This window comes from Pseudonocardia sp., from assembly GCF_025465255.1.
GTDB lineage: Bacteria > Actinomycetota > Actinomycetes > Mycobacteriales > Pseudonocardiaceae > Pseudonocardia.
The window spans coordinates 1-20596 of record NZ_JAODNI010000178.1 but is presented as its reverse complement, the minus strand read 5'-3'; the positions used below and the strand labels follow the sequence as shown (position 1 = coordinate 20596).

The window sequence follows — 20596 nt, the reverse complement described above, 5'->3', positions numbered from 1 at the left end:
CGCGGCCGCGGTTCCCGCCGTCCAGGAGACCTTCGGGGTCCGGGCCGAGCGGGTGCTCCGGCTGGCCGAGCGCGAGGCCGCCGAGATCCGCGCCCGCGCGGCGCACGAGGCGGCCGCCCTGTCGGAGGAGGCGCACCGCGCCGCGGACGAGGCCGGGGCCGTCGCGGAACGGGAGCGCGCGGCGGCTCAGCGGGCCCGGGAGGAGGTGCGGGCGCTTGACGACGACGTCGCGCTCCGGACGCGGGACCTGCACGCCCTGCGCACCGCGCTGCGGGGCGAGCTGACCCGGCTGCACAGTGCGCTCGGGGGCGAGCTGCGGCAGCTCGAGAGCGAGATCCAGCCGGCGCAGCCGGTGCCCGTGCCTGTGCCGCGGTCGGCGGAGGCGGGGGCGGAGAGCGCCACGCCGGCGACTTCCGGCCCCCAGCCCGGATCAGGGGACGCCGTCGAGGCCGCAACCGTCACGGGCGAGGCCACTGCCGCACCCGAGGACGTCCAGGAGGTCCGCGCCGCTGCCGCCGACGCGGCGCCGTCGGAGGTCGCCCCGGCCGAGGAGCCTCGCCCCGCCGCCGACGGCCCCGCCGAGGACACCGTGTGGGCCGTCCCGGGCCACGCCACCCCGGACGAGGCCGCTGCAGTCGACCGTTCCACCGACACGGGCCCGGTCCCCGCGACCGTCCCCGCCGCCACCACCGTCGCGGCCGAGGAGCCCCTCGCCGCCCCCGTCGCCGAGGAGCCCGCGGACGAGGGCGAGCCCGAGACCGTCGACCTCTTCGCCGAGGGCCCGAAGTCCGCCGAGATCACCGGGCGGATCCCCCTTTCCCGCCCACACGGCGAGCAGCCCGCCGAACCCGGGCGCCACGCCTTCCGCTCCTGAGCCCACCCACGCGCACACCTCGGCCCCACGCGCACGGTCGACCGCCCGCGTCGCACCACACCGCGCGCGGGCTCGCCCTCCGGGCGGGTCACCGCGGAGGGCTCCGGCGGCACCGGTGCGGCCGCGGACGTCCGCGCGGCGCGATGGCCCTCTGAGGAATCGCGGTGCCCGTCCCCCGAGCAGACCGCCCCGAGTGGCAGCGGAGCACCACTGCCTTTAGCGTGACCGCGATGCAGCGCGCGCAAGAGTCTTCGGCCGAACCCCCGTCGGCCCGCCGAGGTTCCGAGGCGGACGACCAGATCACCGTGACCAGCCGCACCGAGGGCCCGGGCAGGTTCGTCGTCGAGGTCGGCGGTGAGGTGGACATGCTCACCTCCCCGCGCCTGCGTGCCATGGTCCTGGAGCACCTCGCGGCCGAGGGCGCCGAGCTCATCGTGCTCGCCCTCGACGGGGTGTCGTTCCTGGGCACCAGCGGGCTCGCCGTCCTCATCGAGGTCCGCGAGGCCGCGCACGCCGCCGGCGTCGAACTGCGGCTCGCCTGCACCGGGCGGCGGGTCCTGCGGCCGCTCAGCATCGCCGGGCTCGTCCCGCTCTTCGACATCCACGACACGGTCGAGAAGGCTCTCGAGGACACCTGAGAGTTCCCGAGCGGAGTGTGATGTACGCCACTCCGAGCCACTCCGCTGCGTTCGGCGGCCGGCACCCGGCACCGGTATAACGCCGTCACGCGACGCCCTGAGCTGCGCCGATGTCGACAGTGGAATCGCTCTTCCACGCTCGTGGCGGGTCCGGCCGCCACGTGGACCCGGCTTCGTCGGATCGCCTTTCGACGACCCGGGTGTTTGGTGGCGAAATCCTCCGGGAAGTAGCCGTGAGATCGCCCGGCACACCCAGGTCGCCGGGTCTCTCTAGAACGAGGTGAGCCGAGTGAGCGATGTGTCCCGCCTCCCTGGCCCCATGGACCACGCGTGGCAGTGGCAGCGTCTCGGTTCGTGCCGGGGTATGGACAGTGCCGTCTTCTTCCACCCGGACGGCGAGCGCAACCCCTCACGGTCCCGCCGCACCGCCCAGGCCAAGGCGGTGTGCAACAGCTGCCCGGTGATCGACATGTGCCGGGAGTTCGCCCTGGAGACGCGCGAGCCGTTCGGCGTGTGGGGCGGCCTCGGTGAGGCGGAGCGCCGCATGATCCTGGAACGCCGCGACCTGGCGATGCCGGCCTGAGGAAGGCGCCACCGTTCTCGGTGGGGCTCCCGCGGTCGTCGGGGGTCGCGGGAGACCCGCTGTCTCCCCCACCGTCCAGACGCCGAAGGGGCGGTTCCGGGATCCGGAACCGCCCCTTCGGCGTGTGCAGGCCCCGGGCCGGGCACGCGCCCGAGGTCGTCAGCTCTCGTCGTCGTCCTCTTAGCCCTTGGCCTGCGCCTGCCACATCCAGCGGGCCTCCTCCGGCGCGGCCACGAGGGCGATCAGCAGGTCCTGGGTCACCGGGTCCGTCTTCTCGGTGTCCTCCAGCCGCGGCCGGACACCGGAGACGACCGTGTCGAGCGCCTCGTACACGTACCGGATGACGTCCCGGTCGCGAGCCCAGCCCTCGGCGAACGCGGGGACGGTCGACGCGTCGGCGACGGTCCGGGACCGGCCGTCGGGCGAGACGCCGATGGCCGCGGCGCGCTCGGCCACCTTGTCCGTGTACTCATGGGCGAGGTCGACGAGCTCGTCGAGGTGCAGGTGCACGTCGTGGAACTGCCTGCCGACGAGCCGGCACGCGCTTTCGTCAACGTCCTGTGAGTATCCGACACGTCTTGCGGCGAACCCCTTGGCCTAGTGACAAGGCCATGCCAGGCGAGCCCGGCTTCAGCCCGTGGTTCGCTCACCCGGGTGATCGGCCGCGACGACCGACAGCTCCAGGCCGCCGTAGCGCAGCATCGGGATCCCGTAGACCCGGGCCAGCCGGTTCGCGATCTCCACGATCGTCGAGCGCTCCGGGTCCGACGGCGACGGTGTCGGCGCGACGAGGTACACGCCCGGCTCGGGATCGAACCCGACGAGCTCGCTCAGCGCGGCGAGCAGGTCCGCCCCCGCGGCCGCGCCCACCCGGCCGGGGAGCCCGAGGCGATGCAGGTGCAGGTCCGGAAGACCGAGGTCCGCGACGGCCATGAGGACGTGGTCCTCGTCGTCCTCGTCCCCGTCCTCGTCCCCGTCGTAGTCCTCGTCGTAGTCCTCGTCGAGGTCCTCGTCGAGGTCCTCGTCGAGGTCCTCGGCACCCGGTCCGTCCGCGAGCACCGCGGGATCGAGCACGACCTCCGTGCCGGGAGCGTCCCCGCATCCCAGCGTGGTGACGCCCGCGCAGTCCCGGTCCAGGTCGACCTCGTCCCGGGCGACGAGCAGGTCCACCCGGCCGGCCTCACCGATGAGGCGGGCCAGGTCCGAGCCGGGCCGCAGGAGTTCGAGCGGGCTCACCGCCACCGCGACCAGCCGGCTCCGCACGGGAGGGCCGACCGCCACCCCCGTGCGCCGTGCGACCATCGGACCGGCGTCCCCGACGCCGGGCACCGCGACCATCCTGACGAACCCCCCATGTCCGGGTGACGGCCACGTTGCCGATCCCGTTGTACACAACGGATCTCACCTCGTCGGGAGTCCCCGTCGCGCGCGAAAGGCGAGCCTGTACGCCGAGCGGGCTCCTCGGGTCCGTGAGCGGGAGCCCGGACCGGCCAGCCGGTTACGCCTATCGAGTGGCCCTGGTCGTCGACAGTGGACCGGCCACGAATGCGCTCACCCGTCGAGACGGATCGCGAGCAGGGCCACGTCGTCCCGCAGCCTGTCCAGCCGGGCGGCGGCGAGCAGTCGTTCGACCACGCACTCCGCGTCCGAGTCCGCGGGAAGCCCGGCCAGGGTGCGTTCCAGCAGGTCCGCGCGCTCGTCGGCGTCCTCACCCGCGATGTCGGTGAGGCCGTCGGTGTAGAGCAGCAGCAGCGATCCGGCCGGGCAGGTCAGCTCGGCCTCGGTCCGTCCGGGCACGCTCCCGTCGCGGCCCAACGGGATGGCACCGATCATCGGTGAGCGGTTGTCGTCGAGCCGGCGCAGCTCCCCCTCGCGGGTGAGCAGCAGCGGTGCCGGATGGCCCGCGTTCGAGTAGCGCAGCACGCGGTCGCCCGCGGCGTCCGGCACCTCCATCCGCGCGTAGACGGCCGTCGCCATCGCGGCCATGTCCAGGCCCTGCACGAGCTGGTCGCAGCGGTCCAGCACCGAGCCGGGACGGCCGCCGTCCCACGCGTAGGAGCGCAGGACACCGCGCAGCTGGCCCATCGCGGCCGCCGCCGCCAGGTCGTGCCCGACGACGTCGCCGACCGCGATGCCGACGCCGCCGTCCGGCAGCGGCAGGACGTCGTACCAGTCCCCGCCCACCTGGTTGCCGTCCGCGCCGACGAGGTAGCGCGCCGCCATCTGCAGGCCGCTGACCTCGGGCAACGCCGGCAGCAGGCTGCGCTGCAGGGTCGCCGTCGCGGCATGCTCCTGCTCGTAGAGCCGCGCGTTGTCCACCGTCAGCCCGGCGCGGCCGGCGAGGTCCGTCGCGAGGTGCAGGTCCCGCTGCGTGTAACGGCGCCCGTAGGGGTGCTGGGTGAGCAGCGTCAGCGTGCCGAGCACGCGGCCCCGCGCCCGCAGCGGCACGACCATCGCCGAGCGGAGCCGCAGCCGGTCGTAGGCGCCGGCCGCCGCGGCGTCCCCGGGGTGGCGTTCCTCGCCGCGCTCGGGGAGATCGGAGACCAGCACCGGCTCCTCGCCGCCGAGCACCCGCCCGGTGTCGCTGCCGCGGCCGATCCGGTAGTCCCGCACCAGCACCAGATCCCGCAGCCGCTCCTCGTCCGCCGCGTCCCGGGCGGCCACGGCGAGCCGCTGCGGCGCGCTCGCGCCCGGACGGTCCAGCACGTCGACGGCGCACAGGTCCGCGAGCTGGGGCACCACGATCCGGGCCAGTCGCCGGCAGGCGTCCACGACGTCGAGGGCCTCGGTCATCTGCGTCGTCGCCTCCGCGAGCAACCGCAGCTGCCCGCGGGACTCCTCGGCCTCGGCGAGCGCGGCCCGGCGTTCCTGCTCGACGAGCACCCGCTCGGTGACGTCGCCCTGCACGCCGACGAAGTTGACCAGGTTCCCCGCGCCGTCGACGACCGGGGAGATCGACACCTGGTTCCAGAACGCCGTGCCATCGCGGCGGTAGTTGAGCAGGACCTCAGTGATCGGCTCCTGGTTCCGCAACGCCCTGGTCATCCGCCGGACCGCGGCGCGGTCGGTGTTGGGCCCCTGCAGGAACCGGCAGTTGCGCCCGACGGCCTGGTCCGGGGTGTAGCCGGTCAGCCGGGTGAACGAGGGGTTGACCCAGATCAGCGGGTCGTCCTCGCGGCGCGGGTCGGTGATCGTGAAGGACATGTCGGTCGCGACGACGGCACGGTCCCGGAGCACCTCCAGCCGCCTGCGGTCGCCGTGCTCGGTGCCGGAGAGCTGGAGGAACACGACCAGCGCCCGGGAGCGCAGCTCGTCCGGGACCTCTACCCCCTCCGGGGCACCCGCGCCGGGACCGAGCCCGAACCCGGTCACCCACAGCAACCGGCCCTCGCTCGCCTCGCGCTGCTCCGACGTCGCGGACGACCCTCGGCGGGCGGCGTCGTGCACCGCGACCGGCTCGCCGGCCACCGGGATCCCCGAGGAGAGCAGGGACAGCGGCGAGGTCGTCTCGCTCATCCGCTTGCCGCCCAGGTCGGTGAGGCCGGCGGCGTCGCTCCAGTCGTCGACGTCGACGGGCAGCCGCACCCGGTTGCCGGTCAGGTCGACGGCCGCGGCGTTGGCGTAGACCACCTGCCGCTGCTCCAGATCGATCATCAGGACGGCGGCGGGGGCGTCGTAGAGCACCTGGGGAAGGTGGGTGTCGGCCAGGCCGGAGGCCGGGAGGTGCCCGGCCGCGACCTCCCCTGCCAGCGTCTCGGCGAGCGTGCCCGGGTCCGCGGTTTCCACCCGATGAGAATAAACGGGACGGGCCGTGCTCGCCGTTCGCCGGGACACCGCCCACCATGGACCGGCGGCTGTCCCGAGGTGCCGACCGGCCGGGGCGGCACGGTCTGTAAGGTCGCAGTGAACGCGGCTGAGCCACCAGCCGCCGGTCTCCGACGTGGTGCCCGGACCACGTGCGCCGGCACCACCGCCCGGGCCACCGACGGATGTCGCTGGAGGTGACGCCCCGTGCTCGATCCCGCCCCCGAGTCCTCCGGCCGTGCCGGCGCTCTCTCCGCCACGCTGAGCTCCCCCGCCCCGGACGTGCGCCTGCTGACCGTCGCGGGCGAGGTGGACACGCTCACCGCCCCGCGCCTGGCCGACGGGCTGACCGGCCTGCTCGACGACGAGCGCAGCACCCCCGTCGTCGACCTCGCGGACGTCTCCTTCCTCGCCTCCAGCGGGCTGGCCGTGCTGATCCACGCCGCCCACCGGGCCACCGGACAGGGCCGCGCGCTGCACCTCGTCGCCACGTCGCGGGCTGTCACCCGGCCGCTCGAGATCACCGGCTCGGACCGGCTCTTCGAGATGCACAGCGGGCTGGAGGAGGTCCTCACGGGCGGCGGGTCCGGCCCCGCGCCGAGGGGTGCGGATTGATTCAGCGGGCCCGCGGGTAGCACGATGACCATCTGCCCCGGGTCCGCCCGGGACGGGGACGAGCGAGCGCCGAGCAGAAGGAGATACCCCGCGTGTCCGATATGGACCGAACCGATCCGGGCGGCCCGGACGGTGCCTCCGTCGTCGAGGTGAAGACGGCCGCCACGGCGGCACTGATCCCGACCATCCGTGCGGTGGCGTCGGACCTGGCCGCGCGCGCGGACTTCGACCTCGACGCGATCTCCGACCTGCGCATGGCCGTCGACGAGGCCTGCGCGACGCTCGTGGACATCGCCGCTCCCGGCTCGTCGCTGCGCTGCGCGTTCTCCGTGCACGACGAGCGCATCGGCGTCGAGGCCGAAGTGGACGTGGCCGCGCCGGACACGACGGTCTCCACGGACACGTTCGGCTGGCGGGTCCTGCAGACCCTCGCGGACGAGGTCGAGCTGGTCGGTGCGAAGGACAACGGGCGGCCCACCATCGGCATCAAACTCGACAAGCGCGCCGCCGCCCTACCCCGGTGACCGCTGCAGATCCCGAGTACGGCCACCTCGCCCCGCTGCTGGAGGAGTACGCCGCGCTGGGCCCGGACGACCCGCGCCGCGAACCGCTGCGGGACCGGCTCGTCACGGGGTTCCTGCCGATCGCCCAGCACATCGCGCGCCGGTTCAACCACCGAGGCGAGCCGCTGGACGACCTCGTGCAGGTGGCCACCGTCGGGCTGATCAACGCGGTGGACCGCTACTCGCCCGAGAAGGGCAACGACTTCTTCTCCTTCGCCGTGCCCACGATCAGCGGCGAGGTGCGCCGGCACTTCCGGGACCAGGGCTGGTCGATGCGGGTGCCGCGGCGGCTCAAGGACCTGCATGTCTCGATCAACGGGGTGGTGTCCGAGCTGTCCCAGGGGCTCGGCCGGGCGCCCAAGCCCAGCGAGATCGCCGAACGGCTCGGCGTGCCCGTCAGCGAGGTTCTCGAGGGGCTGGAGGCGTCCGAGGCGTACCGCAGCTCGTCGCTGGACGAGATGCTGTCCTCCGAGCAGGGCAGCGCCACCGTCGGCGAGCTCGTCGGCGAGGCGGACGCCGAGCTGGACCGGGTGGACTTCCGCCAGGCGCTGCGCCCCGTCCTCAACGAGCTGCCCGAACGCGAGCGGACGATCGTCATGCTGCGGTTCTTCGGCAACATGACGCAGACGCAGATCGCCGAGCAGGTCGGGATCTCGCAGATGCACGTGTCCCGGCTGCTCGCGCAGACCCTGGACCGGCTGCGGAACCGGCTGGACCCGGACACGCGGACGGGCTGAGCCGCGCTGCGGCCGGGGTCACGGCCCGCGCCCCGGGCCCGTGGGTCAAGATGTTCCTCGGGTGGACGTCGGTCCGCCCGGGAGGAGAGCCGATGACCGCGCCGGAACACGTCCTCGTCGTGGGAGCCGGGCTCGGCGGCCTGCGGACGGTCGAGCAGCTCCGTCAGGTCGGGTTCGAGGGGCGGATCAGCCTCGTCGGCGCCGAGGCCCATCCCCCCTACGACCGGCCGCCGCTGTCCAAGCAGCTCCTCGCCGGCGCCTGGGAGCCCGAGAAGATCGCGCTGCGGGACGCGGCCGCGCTCGAGGACCTCGGCGTCCGCATGCACCTCGGGCTGCCCGCCGTCGCGCTGCGGCCCGGCGAGGTGGAGCTCGCGGACGGCTCGGTGCTCACCGCCGACGCGATCGTGCTCGCCACCGGGGTCGAGGCGCGCACCTGGCCCGGCCAGCCGGAGGACGTGTTCGTCCTGCGCACCCTGGACGACTCGCTCGCCCTGCGGGCCGCGCTCGAGAAGGCGGAGTCCCTGCTCGTCGTAGGGGCGGGGTTCATCGGGGCCGAGGTGGCGAGCACGGCGCTGGCCCGGGGCGTCTCCGTGACGATCCTGGAGGCCGCCGCGGTGCCGCTCTCACGCGGCCTAGGGGACGAGGTCGGCCGGATCTGCGCCCGGCTCATCCGCGAGGCGGGGGTGGACCTGCGGACCGGGACGGCGCTGGCGCGCTTCGTGGACGCGCACACCGTCGAGCTGGTGGACGGCTCGACCGTCTCCGCGGACGTCGTGGTGGTCGGGATCGGCGGGAAGCCGGACCTGGCGTGGCTGGCGGACACCGGGCTGGACCTGAGCGACGGCGTGCCGTGCGACGCGTCCGGCCGGGTCGAGGGCCTCGACGGCGTGTGGGCCGTCGGCGACATGTCCTCCTGGTCCGACGCCCTCAGCGGGGCACGGCACCGGTTCGAGCACTGGACGTCGACGAGCGACCAGGCCGCCGTCGTCGCCCGGGACATCACGGGGGCCGAGGCGCCGCCGGCGACCGTGCCGTACTTCTGGTCGGACCAGTTCGGGCTCAAGATCCAGCTGATCGGGCGACCCGACCTGGCCGACTCGGTGCTCCCGCTGCACGGCGAGGGGCTCGCCGGGGGGCCGGTGAAGGGGACCGTCGTGGGCTACCTGGCCGGCGAGAAGCTCGTCGCCGTGGCCGGGTTCGGCGCCGCACGGTACGTCGTGCGCTACCGGGCGCCGCTGCTCGCCGGGGCGGACCGGGCCGCGGCGCTCGAGTTCGCTCGTTCGCTGCAGAAGTGAGAAGGGGGCCGGCACCCGCCGACCCCCTTCCACCTGCTCGAACTCTACGAGAAGAGCTTCTTCAGGATCGCCGCGGCCAGGATCACCCCGACGCCGATCAGCGCGTACCTGATCTTCGGGTCCTCGAGCTTCTGCTTGGCCTGCGCCTTGCCGCTGTCCACGAACCGCCTGGGGTTCGCCCGGTCCGTCAGGGCGTCCAGGCTGTCGGCGAGTGCGTCACGCGTCTTCTCGATCTCACTTTGGATGGCCTCGGGGTCGCGCGCCACGACTCCTCCTCGGGGAATGTCCTTCGCGAATGACTGCCGCACACCGTAGATCACAGGCCGGAGCGCGGCCCGACGGGTGTGGTGGTCGGCGCGCCGCAGGGGCGCGTCTCCACGTCCGCGCCGGATGAGGATGCGGGAGACGCGCCCCTACGGATACTGCGAGGATCGGGGCATGACAACCCGGCTGTCCGAGGGCGACCAGGCCCCCGACTTCACCCTGCCCGATGCCGACGGCAAGCCCGTCTCGCTCGCCGAGCGCCGAGGCCGCAAGGTCCTCGTCTACTTCTACCCGGCCGCGAGCACGCCGGGCTGCACCAAGGAGGCCTGCGACTTCCGGGACAACCTCGCCGAGCTCAACGGCGCCGGGGTCGACGTCCTGGGGATCTCCCCGGACAAACCGGCGAAGCTCGCGAAGTTCCGGGACGCCGAGGAGCTGACCTTCCCGCTGCTCTCGGACGTCGACAAGGAGGTCCTCACCGCCTGGGGCGCCTTCGGCGAGAAGCAGATGTACGGGAAGACGGTCACCGGAGTGATCCGTTCGACCTTCCTGGTGGACGAGGAGGGGAGGATCGAGGCCGCGCTGTACAACGTCCGGGCGACGGGGCACGTCGCGAAGCTGCGGCGGGACCTCAAGATCTGACCTGTGGACAACCCGGGCTGATCGCGACCCGATCGAACTTCTGTTCGATAGGGTCGGGCCATGCCCCGGGAACGCAGCTGGACGGACGAGATGCTGGTCGAGGCAGTGGCGGCGAGCCGGACGATGAGCGAGGTGTGCCGGCGGCTCGGCATCCTGCCGGGGAAGTACGACGTCCTTCGACGGCACATCGCGCGGCTCGGGATCGACGCCTCGCACCTCCCCCGGGCCGGCGCGGGATCACCGCGGTCCCACCGCCGGTCCACCGACGAGCAGCTGGCCGAGGCCGTCCTGGCGGCGGTCACGGTGCACGACGTCCTGCGCCGGCTGGGATACGAGCCGAACGGCGGAATGTTCCGCGCAGTGTCGGCACGGATCCGGCTGCTCGGTCTGGACACGGCGCACTTCACCGGGCAGGCGTGGGCCAAGGGCCACCGGTTCCCGGCCCGTGGGGCGACGCCGCTGGAGGACATCCTGGTCGCGAACTCGGCCTACACGGGAACGGCAGTACTCCGCCGACGACTGATCGCCGCCGGTCTCAAACCCGATCGCTGCGAGAGATGTGGCCTGCGCGAGTGGCAAGGGCGGCCGCTGCCATTGGCGCTCGACCACATCAACGGCGACCACACCGACAACCGGCTCGAGAACCTCCGTATCCTGTGCCCGAACTGCCACGCCCTGACGGAGACGTGGTGTGGACGAAACAGAGGTAGAACTGGTCCGTCTGATTGAGCCGGCGTACTCCAACGGCAGAGAGACTCGGTTTAGGTCCGAGACAGTGCGGGTTCGAATCCCGCCGCCGGTACCCACCATGACCCTGAGCAACCGCGGACACGCGCAGCCGAGAGGGTCACGACCCTTGACGCGCCGCGTCCGCCTCCCGCGCCCCGTCGTCCTGCGGAATCGGCCTCCTCGCCGCCACCACGATCCCCGCAGCACCGACCAGGCCGCAGATCAGCGACACCACGATCAGCGCCGGCGAGGGCCGTTCCGTCACGGCGTCACCGAGGACCACGATCGCGACGGTGCCGGGGACGATCCCGACGACGGTGCCCACCAGGTACGGCCAGAACCGGACCGCGGAGAGCCCGCAGAGGTAGTTCAGCACCGAGAACGGGATCGCCGGTACGAGGCGCATCGAGGCGACGGCGAGGACCCCGTGGTGGTCGAGTCGGATCCGCGCCCACCGCGCCGCCGACCCCTGGGCGTAGCGCTCCACGAGCCTGCCACCGGTCATCCGGACCAGCACGAACGCGAGGAGCGCCGCCAGCGTCGTCCCGGCGAGGGTCAGGACGATGCCGAGCCCCGACCCGAACAGCAGGCCCGCGGCGAGGGTGAACACCGTCCGGGGCACCGGCGTCACCGTGACCGCGGCCTGGAGGCCGACGAACAACAGCGGGGCCCAGATGCCGGCCTCCGTGGTGAGCCGCTGCAGGTCCGCGACCCCGGGGACCCCGTAGACGCGGGCAACGAGCACCGCGGCCGCGATCACGGCCACGAGCCCGATGCCCGCGAGGACCGGGCGCCACCACTTCACGCGGACGACGGTACCGACCGGGTGATCCTCGAGGCCGCCGCACCCGGCCCGGCCATCTCGCGTCCACCCGGATCACACCGAGCCTTTCGCGCCGATCTTCCACGGTGCGGAAGCACACGCCGCCCCGGCCGGGCTCCGGCGCTACCGTGCTGGCCGTGAGCACGCCCGAGAGCACCCGAAAGCTGGATCTCGACCCGGACGGCCTGGCCGTCCGCCGGGAGGTGCTCGGCGCCTCCCACGTCGACGCCTCGCTGGAGCGCGCGGACGAGATCACCGGCGAGTTCCAGGAGATGATCACCCGCTACGCGTGGGGCGGGATCTGGACCCGGCCGGGCCTGGACCGACGGATGCGCAGCGCGATCACGCTGACCGCACTCGTCGCGCACGGTCACCTCGCCGAGCTGGAGCTGCACCTGCGCGCCGCCCTGCGCAACGGGCTGACCCGCGAGGAGATCGTCGAGGTGCTGCTGCAGAGCGCGATCTACTGCGGCGTCCCCGCCGCCAACTCCGCCTTCGGCGTCGCGAAGCGCGTCCTGGCCGAGCCGGACCCCACCGACTGACGCGCAGACCTGCGCCGGCGCTGTCGGCGCCCACGCGCGAGGTAGCGCCACCGGCCGCCGCGGACCCCACGCGAACGAGACGGGCCCACGCGCGCGAAGCGGCGCCACGCGCACCGTCGACCGCGCGCGTGGCGCGAGAGGGCGCGCGTAGCGACCGTGCGAGCAGCGCGGGTGGCGGCGGTCCGCCCGCCCCTCAATCGGCGAGGGCGCCCAGATGCGGGAGGAGCGCGCGCATCGCGCGGCCCCGGTGGCTCGCGGCGTCCTTCTCCACCGGCTCGAGCTCCGCCGAGGAGCGCTGTTCCCCCTCCGGCACGAAGATCGGGTCGTAGCCGAAGCCGTTCGAGCCCCGGGGCGCCCGGATCAGCCGGCCCGGCCACTCCCCGTGCTCGATGACCTCGGCCCCGCCCGGCACCACCAGCGCCGCCGCGCACACGAACGCGGCGCCGCGGCGCTCGTCGGGGACGTCGGCGAGCTGCCCGAGGAGCAGCTCGAGGTTCGCCAGGTCGTCGCCGTGCTTGCCGGACCAGCGCGCGGACAGCACCCCCGGCATCCCGTTCAGCGCGTCGACGGTCAGCCCCGAGTCGTCCGCGACGGCCGGCAGACCGGTCGCGGCGGCCGCGTCCCGAGCCTTGGCCAGCGCGTTCTCCGCGAACGTGGCCCCGGTCTCGGGCGCCTCAGGGAACTCGGGCACGTCGCGCAGCCCCAGCACCTCGACGCCGCCGAGGTCGGCCGCGACGAGCAGCCGCCGCAGTTCGACGAGCTTGCCGGCGTTGCGGGTGGCGAGCAGCAGCCGGGTCACGCCGGCAGCTTCCCCGGGTAGGGCTCGGCCAGCGCGGCGGTCTGCGCCTCGACGAGCTTCGCGATCCCCGCAAGCGCCGAGTCCAGCATCGCGTCGAGGGTCGAGCGCGCGAACGTGGCGCCCTCCCCCGTGCCCTGGACCTCGATCAGCGTGCCCGTGTCCGTCGCGACGACGTTCGTGTCCACCTCGGCCCGCGAGTCCTCCTCGTAGGGCAGGTCGAGCCGCACCCGCCCGTCGACGACGCCGACGCTCACCGCCGCCACCTGGCACGAGATCGGGTGCGGGTCCGCGAGCCTGCCGTGCGCGCCCAGCCACGTCACGGCGTCGACGAGCGCCACGTAGGCCCCGGTGATCGCCGCGGTGCGCGTGCCGCCGTCCGCCTGCAGGACATCGCAGTCCAGGGCGATCGTGTTCTCGCCGAGCGCCTTGAGGTCGATGCACGCCCGCAGGGCCCGCCCGACCAACCGGCTGATCTCGTGCGTCCGCCCGCCGACCCGGCCCTTGACCGACTCGCGGTCGTTGCGGGTGTTCGTGGCCGACGGCAGCATCGCGTACTCGGCGGTCAGCCACCCCAGCCCGGAGCCCTTGCGCCAGCGCGGCACGCCCTCGGTCACGCTCGCCGCGCAGAGCACCTTGGTGTCGCCGAACTCGACGAGCACGGAGCCCGCCGGATGCTTCTGGAACCCGCGGGTGATCCGCACGGGCCGCAGCTCGTCGTCGGTCCTGCCGTCTGCCCGGGTCACCGTGCCTGTAGTCACCACCCCAGTCTAGGAAAGCGGCCCCGACGGCCCCGGACCGGCGCGTCACACGGGCCTCACGGCGTTCAGGGTTCAATTACGCATGATCATGCTCAACGGGATCCCCGCCCATCCCCTGGTGATCCACGCCGTCGTCGTGCTGCTCCCACTGGCGACGCTCGGCACGATCGCCATGGCGATCCGCCCTCGCTGGCGGCGCGCCCTCGGTATCCCCGTCGCCCTCGTCGCGCTGGCCGGCGGCATCGCGGTGCCGATCGCGACGCAGACGGGCGAACAGCTGCAGCGGGCGCTCAACGGGGGCGGGCCGCTCGTCGCGATCCACGAGTCGCGGGCGGCGAGCCTGCTCCCTTGGGCGGTCGCCTTCGTCGTCCTGGTGATCGCGACGGTCGCGGTCGGGATCCGTTCGGACCGGCGCGGCCCGGAGGTGTCGGTCGCGCTCCAGCGGGCGACGACCGGGATCGCGGCGCTCGCCGCGCTGCTCGGGATCGTCGTGACCGGGCTGGTGATCTGGATCGGCGACGCCGGCGCGGCCGCGGTCTGGCAGGGCTCCTTCTAGACCGCATAGGCGGCGTCGGGCGCCACCAGCTCCACCGGTCCGTCGAACGTCGACTTGGCTTCGGCCAGCAGCGCGTCGGGATCGCACCACGCGGGGACGTGCGTGAGCAGCAGCCCGCCCACCCCCGCGGCGGTGGCGTGCTCGCCCGCCTGGACGCCGGACAGGTGCACGCCGGGCGGCGGGGCGTCCCACTGGTCCGTGACGTGCGGCCAACTCGCCTCGCAGAGCAGCACGTCCGCGCCCCGGGCCAGCTCGATCAGCCCGTCGCACGGCCCCGTGTCCCCGCTGTAGACCAGTGACCGGCCCCCGGCCTCGACGCGCAGGCCGTAGGCCTCGCACGGATGGTCGACGGTGGCGGCGCGTACCACCGCGTCCCCGATCGAGAACGACCCGCCGTCGGCGAGCGGGTGGAAGGTGAAGACGTCCGTCAGGTCCGTGGCCGCGCGTTCCTCGGCCGACGGCGCGTAGGCCGCGGCGAACCGGTCCGGCGCCTCGACCGGCGCGAACACCGGCAGCCTGTGCGTCGTCGGGTCGACGGGCGGGGCGGGGTGGTAGCGCCGGTGCACGACGAGCGACGCGAAGTCCGAGCAGTGGTCGGGGTGCAGGTGGCTGAACACCACGGCGTCGAGCGCCCACGGATCGAGGTGGCGCTGCAGCGCGCCGAGGGTGCCGTTGCCCAGGTCGAGGGCGAACCGCGCCGCACCCGCCTCCACCAGGTAGCCCGAGGCGGGCGAACCAGGGCCCGGTCCGCTTCCCGAACAGCCGAGCACGATCAGCCGCATGATCGCCGATGCTAACGCCTGGCGCCCGTGCGGCGCAGCCACCAGAGCCCGACGAAGGGCAGGATCAGCGGGATGAACCCGTAGCCGCGGCCGAAGACGGACCAGACCGTGTCGTCCGGGAAGTCCCCGGTGTCCAGCACCGTCACCAGGCCGACGATCAGGACGCCCGCCAGCTCGAACCCGACCGCGCCCCAGGCCAGCCTTCGGTGGCCGGGCGTGGAACCGGCCAGCCCGATCGTCGCGAGGATGTAGACGACGCCGGCGAGCCCGGAGAGCAGGTAGGCGACGGGGGCCTCGGAGAAGCGCGTGGCGATCTGCACTCCCGCCCGGGCCGTCGCCGACAGGGCGAAGATCGCGTAGACGGCGATCAGGACCCGTCCGGCACCGCTCGACGTCGCCCGGGGAGCGCGCGGCTCAGACACCGCCGGCCGCCCAGAGACCCTCGAGCCGCCACACGGCCACGCCGGTGCCGATGGCGGCGACGGCGATGACCGTGCCGCCCCACCGTGTCGGCTCGGCGGTCGCGAACTGCAGCCCGATCGGCATCACGCAGACGCTCACCAGGAGGTAGATCAGGAAGGTGCTCTGCTCCGGCAGCTGGACGCCGCCGAACACCCGGGCGGCGGCGATCACCGCCTGCACCACGAGCAGGGCCTCGAACACACCGACGACGAGCCGGTGCGGCCTGCCGGGCGGGCGGTTCAGCATGGTCGTGACCACGCCGAAGAGCGCCACCGCAGCCGCGGCGACGAGCACCACGAGCTCGAGCGCGTCGATCACGGGCGGGACGCTACCCGAGGCCCCCGACGGAACCGGACGCGGTCGCCCGCTGTCCGGTCCGTCCCACGACCGACCCGATCTCCGGGCCGAGGAAGCGGCGGCCGAGCCGTCGGAAGGGCTCCGGGTCTCCCGTGGCGAGGAACGCGTGCGGGCCGGGCGGCGGGTCGATCTCCGGATCCCGCAGCAGGTCACGGGCCATCAGCGTGCGCACGACGTCCTTGGCCGTCTCGTCCGCACTCGACACCAGCGTGACGTCCGGGCCCAGCACGATCTGCAGCACCCCGGCGAGCAGCGGGTAGTGCGTACAGCCCAGGACCACGGTGTCCACGCGGGCCCGCTGCAGCGGCTCCAGGTAGCTCTGCGCGAGGCCGAGCACCTGCCGTCCGCTGGTCATGCCGCGCTCGACGAAGTCCACGAACCGGGGGCACGCGACCGCGGTGACGTCGACGTCCCGCGCCGCCGCGAAGGAGTCCGTGTAGGCCCCCGAAGCGATGGTCGCGCGGGTCCCGATGACCCCGATCCGGCCGTTGCGGGTGGCCGCCACCGCGCGTCGGACCGCCGGCAGGATGACCTCGACGACGGGCACCGGGTAGCGCTCCCGGGCGTCCGCCAGGCAGGCCGACGACGCCGTGTTGCAGGCGATGACCAGCAGCTTCACCCCGCGTTCGACGAGGTCGTCCCCGATCGCGAGGGCATGCCTGCGGATGTCCGCGATGCGCAGCGGCCCGTAGGGCCCGTTGGCCGTGTCCCCCACGTAGACGACCCGTTCGGCCGGAAGCTGGTCGATCACCGCACGGGCGACGGTGAGCCCGCCGACGCCCGAGTCGAAGATGCCGATCGGGGCATGCCTGTCCGGTTCGGCACCGTTCGGTGTGATCACGCTCGCTGGACCCCGCTCCCTCGCCTCCGACTGGCCACCGTCCAGGCTGCCAGAACGCCCGCGAGGGCCCCGAAGAGGTGTGCCTGCCAGGAGATCCCCGGGTTGCCGGGCAGGACCCCGAGCAGGATGCCGCCCCAGAGGAACAGCAGGACCAGGGCGAGCAGGATCTGCTTGCCGCTGCGGTTGAAGAAGCCCCTGGCCAGCAGGAACGTCAGCCATCCGAAGATCACGCCGGACGCGCCGATGGTCGACGAGCCCGCGGGCCCGATCAGCCAGACACCGAGCCCGCCGACCACCCAGATGATCGCCGTGACGGCCAGCCAGCGGCCCAGCCCGACGGCCATCGCGAGGAACCCGAAGATCAGGAACGGCAGGGTGTTCGCGATCAGGTGGTCCCAGTTCGCATGGAGCAGCGGGGACCAGATGACGCCGAGCAGGCCCTCGGGGTCCCGTGGGTGGATCCCGTCGTCGTTGAGCCGCTGGCCCGTGAACGCATCGACGAGCTCGGTCACGTAGAGGACCGCCGTGAACACGACCATCACGAGCAACGAGAGGACCGGGGCTGGCGGCAGGATGCGCTGGCTCCGCGGTCGGGACGGTGTGGGTACCTGCGGCAACGGCACGGCCATGAGATCGAGGGTACGCGGAATCGGCGGTCGCCCCGGTTGCTCCGCGCTGTGGGTCAGGCCCAGAGCTGGCCGTCGATCCCCTCGGCCGCGTCGTCGAGCTCGCCGGAGTAGGCGCCGGTGGAGAGGTACTTCCAGCCGCCGTCGCAGACCACGATCAGGATGTCCGCGGGCGTCGTCGAGCCCGCGGCCTTCTCCGCGACCGCGAGGGCGGCGTGCAGGATCCCGCCGGTGGAGATGCCGGCGAAGATGCCTTCCTTCTCCACCAGCTCGCGCGTGCGGCGCAGCGCGTCGTAGCTGCCGACGGAGTAGCGGCCCGTGAGGACGCTCGGGTCGTAGAGCTCCGGGACGAAGCCCTCGTCGAGGTTGCGCAGGCCGTAGACCAGCTCGCCGTAACGGGGTTCCGCGGCGATGATCTGCACGTCCGGCTTCTGCTCGCGCAGGTAGCGGCCGGTGCCGACGAGCGTGCCCGTCGTACCGAGCCCGGCGACGAAGTGCGTGATCGTGGGCAGGTCGCGCAGGATCTCGGGGCCGGTGGTCCGGTAGTGCGCGTCCGCGTTGGCCGGGTTGCCGTAATGGTAGAGCATCACCCAGTCCGGGTTCTCGGCGGCGATCTGCTTCGCCATGGCGACGGCCTGGTTGGAGCCACCCGCCGCGGGCGAGGAGATGATCCGCGCGCCGTACATCGTGAGCAGCTGCCGGCGCTCCTCGGAGGTGTTCTCCGGCATCACACAGACGATCTTGTAGCCCTTGAGCTTCGCAGCCATGGCCAGCGAGATGCCGGTGTTCCCGGACGTCGGCTCGAGGATCGTGCAGCCGGGCTCGAGCAGCCCGTCGGCCTCGGCCTTCTCGATCATCGCCAGCGCGGGGCGGTCCTTGATCGAGCCGGTGGGGTTGCGGTCCTCGAGCTTCGCCCACAGCCGGACGTGCGGTGCGGGGGAGAGCGAGGGGAGGCCGACGATGGGGGTGTCCCCGACGGCCTGCAGCAGCGAGTCGTAGCGCGCCATGGCGTTTACCTCCGAGCATGCGCGACGAGCGGAGCCGGCGGAGGCGCCGTGCGGCGCCCTCCGCGTCGGGCTCAGCTCAGCGCATGCCGCCCGCGACGGCGGGCAGGATGGTCAGCGTCGAGGACTCGGTCACCGGGGCGTCCAGGCCACCGGCGAATCGGACGTCCTCGTCGTCGACGTAGATGTTGACGAAGCGGTGCAGCTTGCCGTCGGAGAGCAGGCGGTCCTTGAGGCCCGCGTGCCGCGACTCGAGGTCGTCGATCACCTCGGCGACGGTGCCACCCTTGGCCTCGACGGCCTTCTCGCCGCCCGTGTGGGTGCGCAGAATGGTCGGGATGGAGACGGTGACGGCCATGTGGAGAACTCCTGGTCGGATTCGTTCGGTTCGGGTCGGTCGAGAACAGGCGGGACGCGGTGTCCCTGGTCAGCCGAGATCGGGGACGTCGTCCGCGCCGGTGTGCGCGAACATATAAGTCTCCACGACCTCGACCTGTTCCTCGGTGACGACTCCGTCGACGATCCGGAAGGACCGGAACTCGTGGCCGGTGTGGTTCGCCTGCGCGTCGTCGCGGGTCGACACCAGCACGTAGTGCGCCTCCGGTTCGGAGGCGTAGGAGATGTCGGTGCGCGACGGATGGGCCTCGGTCGCGGTGTGCGAGTGGTAGATCACCACGGGCACCTCGTCGTTCGCGTCCATCCCACGGTAGAGACGCAGCAGGTCACCCGAGTCGAACTCGTAGAACGTCGGCGAGCGCGCCGCGTTCAGCATCGGGATGAACCGCTCCGGCCGGTCCGACCCCTCGGGGCCCGCGATGACGCCGCACGCCTCGTCCGGGTGGTCCCGGCGGGCATGCGCGACGATCTCGTCCACGAGATCCGCTCGGATGACCAGCACGTCCTGAAGCGTACGTGCCCGACATGCGTGACCGCACATCTACCGACACGGCTCACACCAAACGTCCGTACATTCCTTCCACAGGGCCCTCACCTCCGGCGGGTCGGGACGTGAAGCCCCGCGAGTCGAGCCTGGGACCGCGCGAGTCGGGCTCCCGGACCAGTTCTGTCGCGCTGCCCGCCCCCCTGTCTAGCCCGGGCGGATCACGCCCGGCCCGTGCGGAGGAAGCCCCGAGAGCCACACCGACTCCGGGTCGTCCTCGACGAGCCATGCAGGTCGCGCGTGCTCCTCTCCCCCGCCGCCCGAGCCCGGACCACCGGCCATGAACGGCATGTGGCCCATCCCGGATTGCCCACCACCGCGGGGCGAGGCCGAGCGCGCGGCCTCCTCCGCCACCGGTCCGCCGCTGCCAGCGCGAGGCGGCAGGGGACCTTCACCACCCGTCGTCCCGCCGCGGACCGCCTCCGAGGACAGCCCGGAGCCGAACCGACCGCCGGGAGCGCCCGTCGACCCGGCACCGGGGCCGGAGCCGAACCCGCGCGTGCCGGGCGCGCCGACCTCGGGCTCCCCCGCTCCCCATGTCGTGCGCCCGACGGACGAGCGCGCGCCCGGGCTGTTGAAGGCCGAGGCACCTCCGCCGTATCCGGGCGCGCCGAGCGAGACGCCGTCGGCGGACGGCGCCGGGGTTCTGAGGCTGCCCGCCGAGCCTGAGTTGGTCGCCCGGGCATCGTCGATCTCGGACGGACTGAGGGTGGAGACACGGTCGCCGAGTCCTGCGCCACTGGTGGTCGGTCCCCCGGATCGGCCGCCCGACGCCGCACTCCCGGTTCCCGCGGCCCCGACTGCCGGGGCGGGCGGCGCCACAGCGCCGGTGCCACTTGAGCCGATGCCGCCCGAAGCACCTGGCGCGGCGGTTGCACCAAATCCGGCCGCCTCGGGAGCGCCCCCGCCCGACGCCCCCGCGATCGCGGTGGCTTCCGGAGCCGGAGGCGTCCGATCCGCGCCGCCCGACCCCGGCGGCCAGTCGGGAACCGGCGCCCCCGCGACGATCGACGAGTCCGGCTGCGCGACCGTCGGCGGCGGGAACACCTGGAACCAGTTCGCGAGGTTGTGGTTGGTGTTGTCCTGGTAGACCGTCGCGGCGTGCGAGACCGCGGCCTGGTCCTCCTGACCGGCGACGTCGGTGGTGACCTTGGCGAAGTAGGTGCTCTGGTCCTGCAGCGCCGTCGAGGCCAGGTTGAACTTGCCCACGCCGATCAGCCCGGGCTCCGCGAGCCTGACCAGATAGTCGCGGGTGGCGTCGGCGGCCGCACCTTCGTGGGCGGAGGAGTAGTCGCGGTGGAGTTGGTGCAGGTCGTCGCAGGCCGCGGTGAGCTTCTCCGCGACCTGCGCCAGCAGATCGGC

General features: G+C 73.3%; 24 protein-coding genes, 1 tRNA gene and 3 pseudogenes. 12 read left to right on the top strand and 16 right to left on the bottom strand.

Going from position 1 to position 20596, the window contains the following annotated elements; translation table 11 throughout:
• The 3 genes and pseudogenes from JWP64_RS21650 to JWP64_RS21640 all read left to right on the top strand — a co-directional run.
• Window positions 1-874, top strand: a pseudogene (locus tag JWP64_RS21650) (hypothetical protein); the annotation flags it as partial.
• Between the two features lie 230 nt (window positions 875-1104).
• Entirely contained in the window at window positions 1105-1512 is a 408-nt protein-coding gene (locus JWP64_RS21645) for an anti-sigma factor antagonist (protein WP_297500003.1), read from the top strand.
• A gap of 319 nt (window positions 1513-1831) precedes the next feature.
• On the top strand, window positions 1832-2095 hold the full coding sequence (locus JWP64_RS21640) for a WhiB family transcriptional regulator (RefSeq protein ID WP_297500011.1): 264 nt from the start codon (window positions 1832-1834) through the stop codon (window positions 2093-2095).
• Window positions 2096-2275: 180 nt separating this feature from the next.
• Here the strand turns inward: JWP64_RS21640 and JWP64_RS21635 are convergent.
• The 3 genes and pseudogenes from JWP64_RS21635 to JWP64_RS21625 form a co-directional block, all read right to left on the bottom strand.
• Window positions 2276-2617, bottom strand: a pseudogene (locus JWP64_RS21635) (ferritin-like domain-containing protein); the annotation flags it as partial.
• Window positions 2618-2725: 108 nt separating this feature from the next.
• Window positions 2726-3433: a hypothetical protein gene (locus JWP64_RS21630; RefSeq protein ID WP_297500001.1), complete on the bottom strand. Its 708-nt coding sequence runs from the start codon at window positions 3431-3433 to the stop codon at window positions 2726-2728.
• 213 nt (window positions 3434-3646) lie between these two features.
• Window positions 3647-5881: a SpoIIE family protein phosphatase gene (locus JWP64_RS21625; RefSeq protein ID WP_297499999.1), complete on the bottom strand. Its 2235-nt coding sequence runs from the start codon at window positions 5879-5881 to the stop codon at window positions 3647-3649.
• 225 nt (window positions 5882-6106) lie between these two features.
• On the opposite strand from JWP64_RS21625, the gene JWP64_RS21620 reads away from it, so the two are divergent.
• From JWP64_RS21620 to JWP64_RS21605, 4 genes are all read left to right on the top strand, one after another.
• Window positions 6107-6514 carry an STAS domain-containing protein gene (locus JWP64_RS21620; protein WP_297499997.1) on the top strand — a complete coding sequence of 136 codons (408 nt, stop codon included), beginning with the start codon at window positions 6107-6109 and terminating at the stop codon, window positions 6512-6514.
• Between the two features lie 101 nt (window positions 6515-6615).
• Window positions 6616-7038 carry an ATP-binding protein gene (locus tag JWP64_RS21615; RefSeq protein ID WP_297500008.1) on the top strand — a complete coding sequence of 141 codons (423 nt, stop codon included), beginning with the start codon at window positions 6616-6618 and terminating at the stop codon, window positions 7036-7038.
• Window positions 7035-7814 (top strand): SigB/SigF/SigG family RNA polymerase sigma factor, encoded by a 780-nt coding sequence (locus JWP64_RS21610; protein WP_297499996.1) that lies wholly within the window; start codon window positions 7035-7037, stop codon window positions 7812-7814. Before JWP64_RS21615 ends, JWP64_RS21610 begins: the two co-directional genes overlap by 4 nt.
• A 92-nt stretch (window positions 7815-7906) precedes the next feature.
• Window positions 7907-9109 carry an FAD-dependent oxidoreductase gene (locus tag JWP64_RS21605; RefSeq protein ID WP_297499994.1) on the top strand — a complete coding sequence of 401 codons (1203 nt, stop codon included), beginning with the start codon at window positions 7907-7909 and terminating at the stop codon, window positions 9107-9109.
• A 44-nt stretch (window positions 9110-9153) separates the two neighbouring features.
• On the opposite strand, the gene JWP64_RS21600 is transcribed toward JWP64_RS21605, so the two are convergent.
• Window positions 9154-9375 carry a DUF3618 domain-containing protein gene (locus JWP64_RS21600; RefSeq protein WP_297499992.1) on the bottom strand — a complete coding sequence of 74 codons (222 nt, stop codon included), beginning with the start codon at window positions 9373-9375 and terminating at the stop codon, window positions 9154-9156.
• Between the two features lie 172 nt (window positions 9376-9547).
• On the opposite strand from JWP64_RS21600, the gene bcp reads away from it, so the two are divergent.
• From bcp to JWP64_RS21585, 3 genes are all read left to right on the top strand, one after another.
• Window positions 9548-10015 (top strand): thioredoxin-dependent thiol peroxidase, encoded by a 468-nt coding sequence (gene bcp / locus JWP64_RS21595; protein WP_297499990.1) that lies wholly within the window; start codon window positions 9548-9550, stop codon window positions 10013-10015.
• 60 nt (window positions 10016-10075) lie between these two features.
• Entirely contained in the window at window positions 10076-10744 is a 669-nt protein-coding gene (locus JWP64_RS21590; protein ID WP_297499988.1) for a hypothetical protein, read from the top strand.
• A tRNA-Leu gene (locus JWP64_RS21585) sits at window positions 10745-10817 on the top strand.
• A 45-nt stretch (window positions 10818-10862) separates the two neighbouring features.
• Here JWP64_RS21585 and JWP64_RS21580 read toward each other — a convergent pair.
• Complete coding sequence (locus tag JWP64_RS21580) at window positions 10863-11549, bottom strand: TVP38/TMEM64 family protein (RefSeq protein ID WP_297499986.1); 687 nt, start codon at window positions 11547-11549, stop codon at window positions 10863-10865.
• A gap of 155 nt (window positions 11550-11704) precedes the next feature.
• Between JWP64_RS21580 and JWP64_RS21575 the strand changes: the two genes are divergently transcribed.
• The gene (locus tag JWP64_RS21575) at window positions 11705-12109 is read left to right on the top strand and encodes a carboxymuconolactone decarboxylase family protein (protein ID WP_297499984.1); all 405 of its coding nucleotides are present in this window, start codon (window positions 11705-11707) and stop codon (window positions 12107-12109) included.
• A gap of 193 nt (window positions 12110-12302) precedes the next feature.
• Here JWP64_RS21575 and rdgB read toward each other — a convergent pair whose 3' ends face one another.
• Both rdgB and rph read right to left on the bottom strand, forming a co-directional pair.
• Entirely contained in the window at window positions 12303-12908 is a 606-nt protein-coding gene (gene rdgB, locus JWP64_RS21570; protein WP_297499982.1) for an RdgB/HAM1 family non-canonical purine NTP pyrophosphatase, read from the bottom strand.
• A complete protein-coding gene (rph, locus tag JWP64_RS21565; protein WP_297500005.1) occupies window positions 12905-13651 on the bottom strand; it encodes a ribonuclease PH in 747 nt (248 codons plus the stop codon). Before rph ends, rdgB begins: the two co-directional genes overlap by 4 nt.
• A 97-nt stretch (window positions 13652-13748) precedes the next feature.
• On the opposite strand from rph, the gene JWP64_RS21560 reads away from it, so the two are divergent.
• Window positions 13749-14222 (top strand): DUF2231 domain-containing protein, encoded by a 474-nt coding sequence (locus tag JWP64_RS21560; protein WP_297499981.1) that lies wholly within the window; start codon window positions 13749-13751, stop codon window positions 14220-14222.
• Here JWP64_RS21560 and JWP64_RS21555 read toward each other — a convergent pair.
• From JWP64_RS21555 to JWP64_RS21515, 9 genes and pseudogenes are all read right to left on the bottom strand, one after another.
• On the bottom strand, window positions 14219-15004 hold the full coding sequence (locus tag JWP64_RS21555; RefSeq protein ID WP_297499979.1) for an MBL fold metallo-hydrolase: 786 nt from the start codon (window positions 15002-15004) through the stop codon (window positions 14219-14221). The genes JWP64_RS21560 and JWP64_RS21555 overlap by 4 nt on opposite strands.
• A gap of 11 nt (window positions 15005-15015) precedes the next feature.
• A complete protein-coding gene (locus tag JWP64_RS21550) occupies window positions 15016-15426 on the bottom strand; it encodes a hypothetical protein (protein ID WP_297499977.1) in 411 nt (136 codons plus the stop codon).
• Entirely contained in the window at window positions 15419-15784 is a 366-nt protein-coding gene (locus JWP64_RS21545) for a hypothetical protein (RefSeq protein WP_297499975.1), read from the bottom strand. The genes JWP64_RS21550 and JWP64_RS21545 overlap by 8 nt, the downstream gene beginning before the upstream one ends.
• A 10-nt stretch (window positions 15785-15794) precedes the next feature.
• Window positions 15795-16664 (bottom strand): glutamate racemase, encoded by an 870-nt coding sequence (murI, locus tag JWP64_RS21540; RefSeq protein WP_297499973.1) that lies wholly within the window; start codon window positions 16662-16664, stop codon window positions 15795-15797.
• The gene (locus JWP64_RS21535) at window positions 16661-17293 is read right to left on the bottom strand and encodes a rhomboid family intramembrane serine protease (RefSeq protein WP_297499971.1); all 633 of its coding nucleotides are present in this window, start codon (window positions 17291-17293) and stop codon (window positions 16661-16663) included. Before JWP64_RS21535 ends, murI begins: the two co-directional genes overlap by 4 nt.
• A 53-nt stretch (window positions 17294-17346) precedes the next feature.
• The gene (locus JWP64_RS21530) at window positions 17347-18297 is read right to left on the bottom strand and encodes a cysteine synthase (protein ID WP_297499969.1); all 951 of its coding nucleotides are present in this window, start codon (window positions 18295-18297) and stop codon (window positions 17347-17349) included.
• 76 nt (window positions 18298-18373) lie between these two features.
• Complete coding sequence (locus JWP64_RS21525; RefSeq protein ID WP_297499967.1) at window positions 18374-18652, bottom strand: MoaD/ThiS family protein; 279 nt, start codon at window positions 18650-18652, stop codon at window positions 18374-18376.
• A 69-nt stretch (window positions 18653-18721) separates the two neighbouring features.
• The gene (locus JWP64_RS21520) at window positions 18722-19192 is read right to left on the bottom strand and encodes a M67 family metallopeptidase (RefSeq protein WP_297499965.1); all 471 of its coding nucleotides are present in this window, start codon (window positions 19190-19192) and stop codon (window positions 18722-18724) included.
• A gap of 189 nt (window positions 19193-19381) precedes the next feature.
• Window positions 19382-20596 (bottom strand): annotated as a pseudogene (locus JWP64_RS21515) (hypothetical protein); the annotation flags it as partial.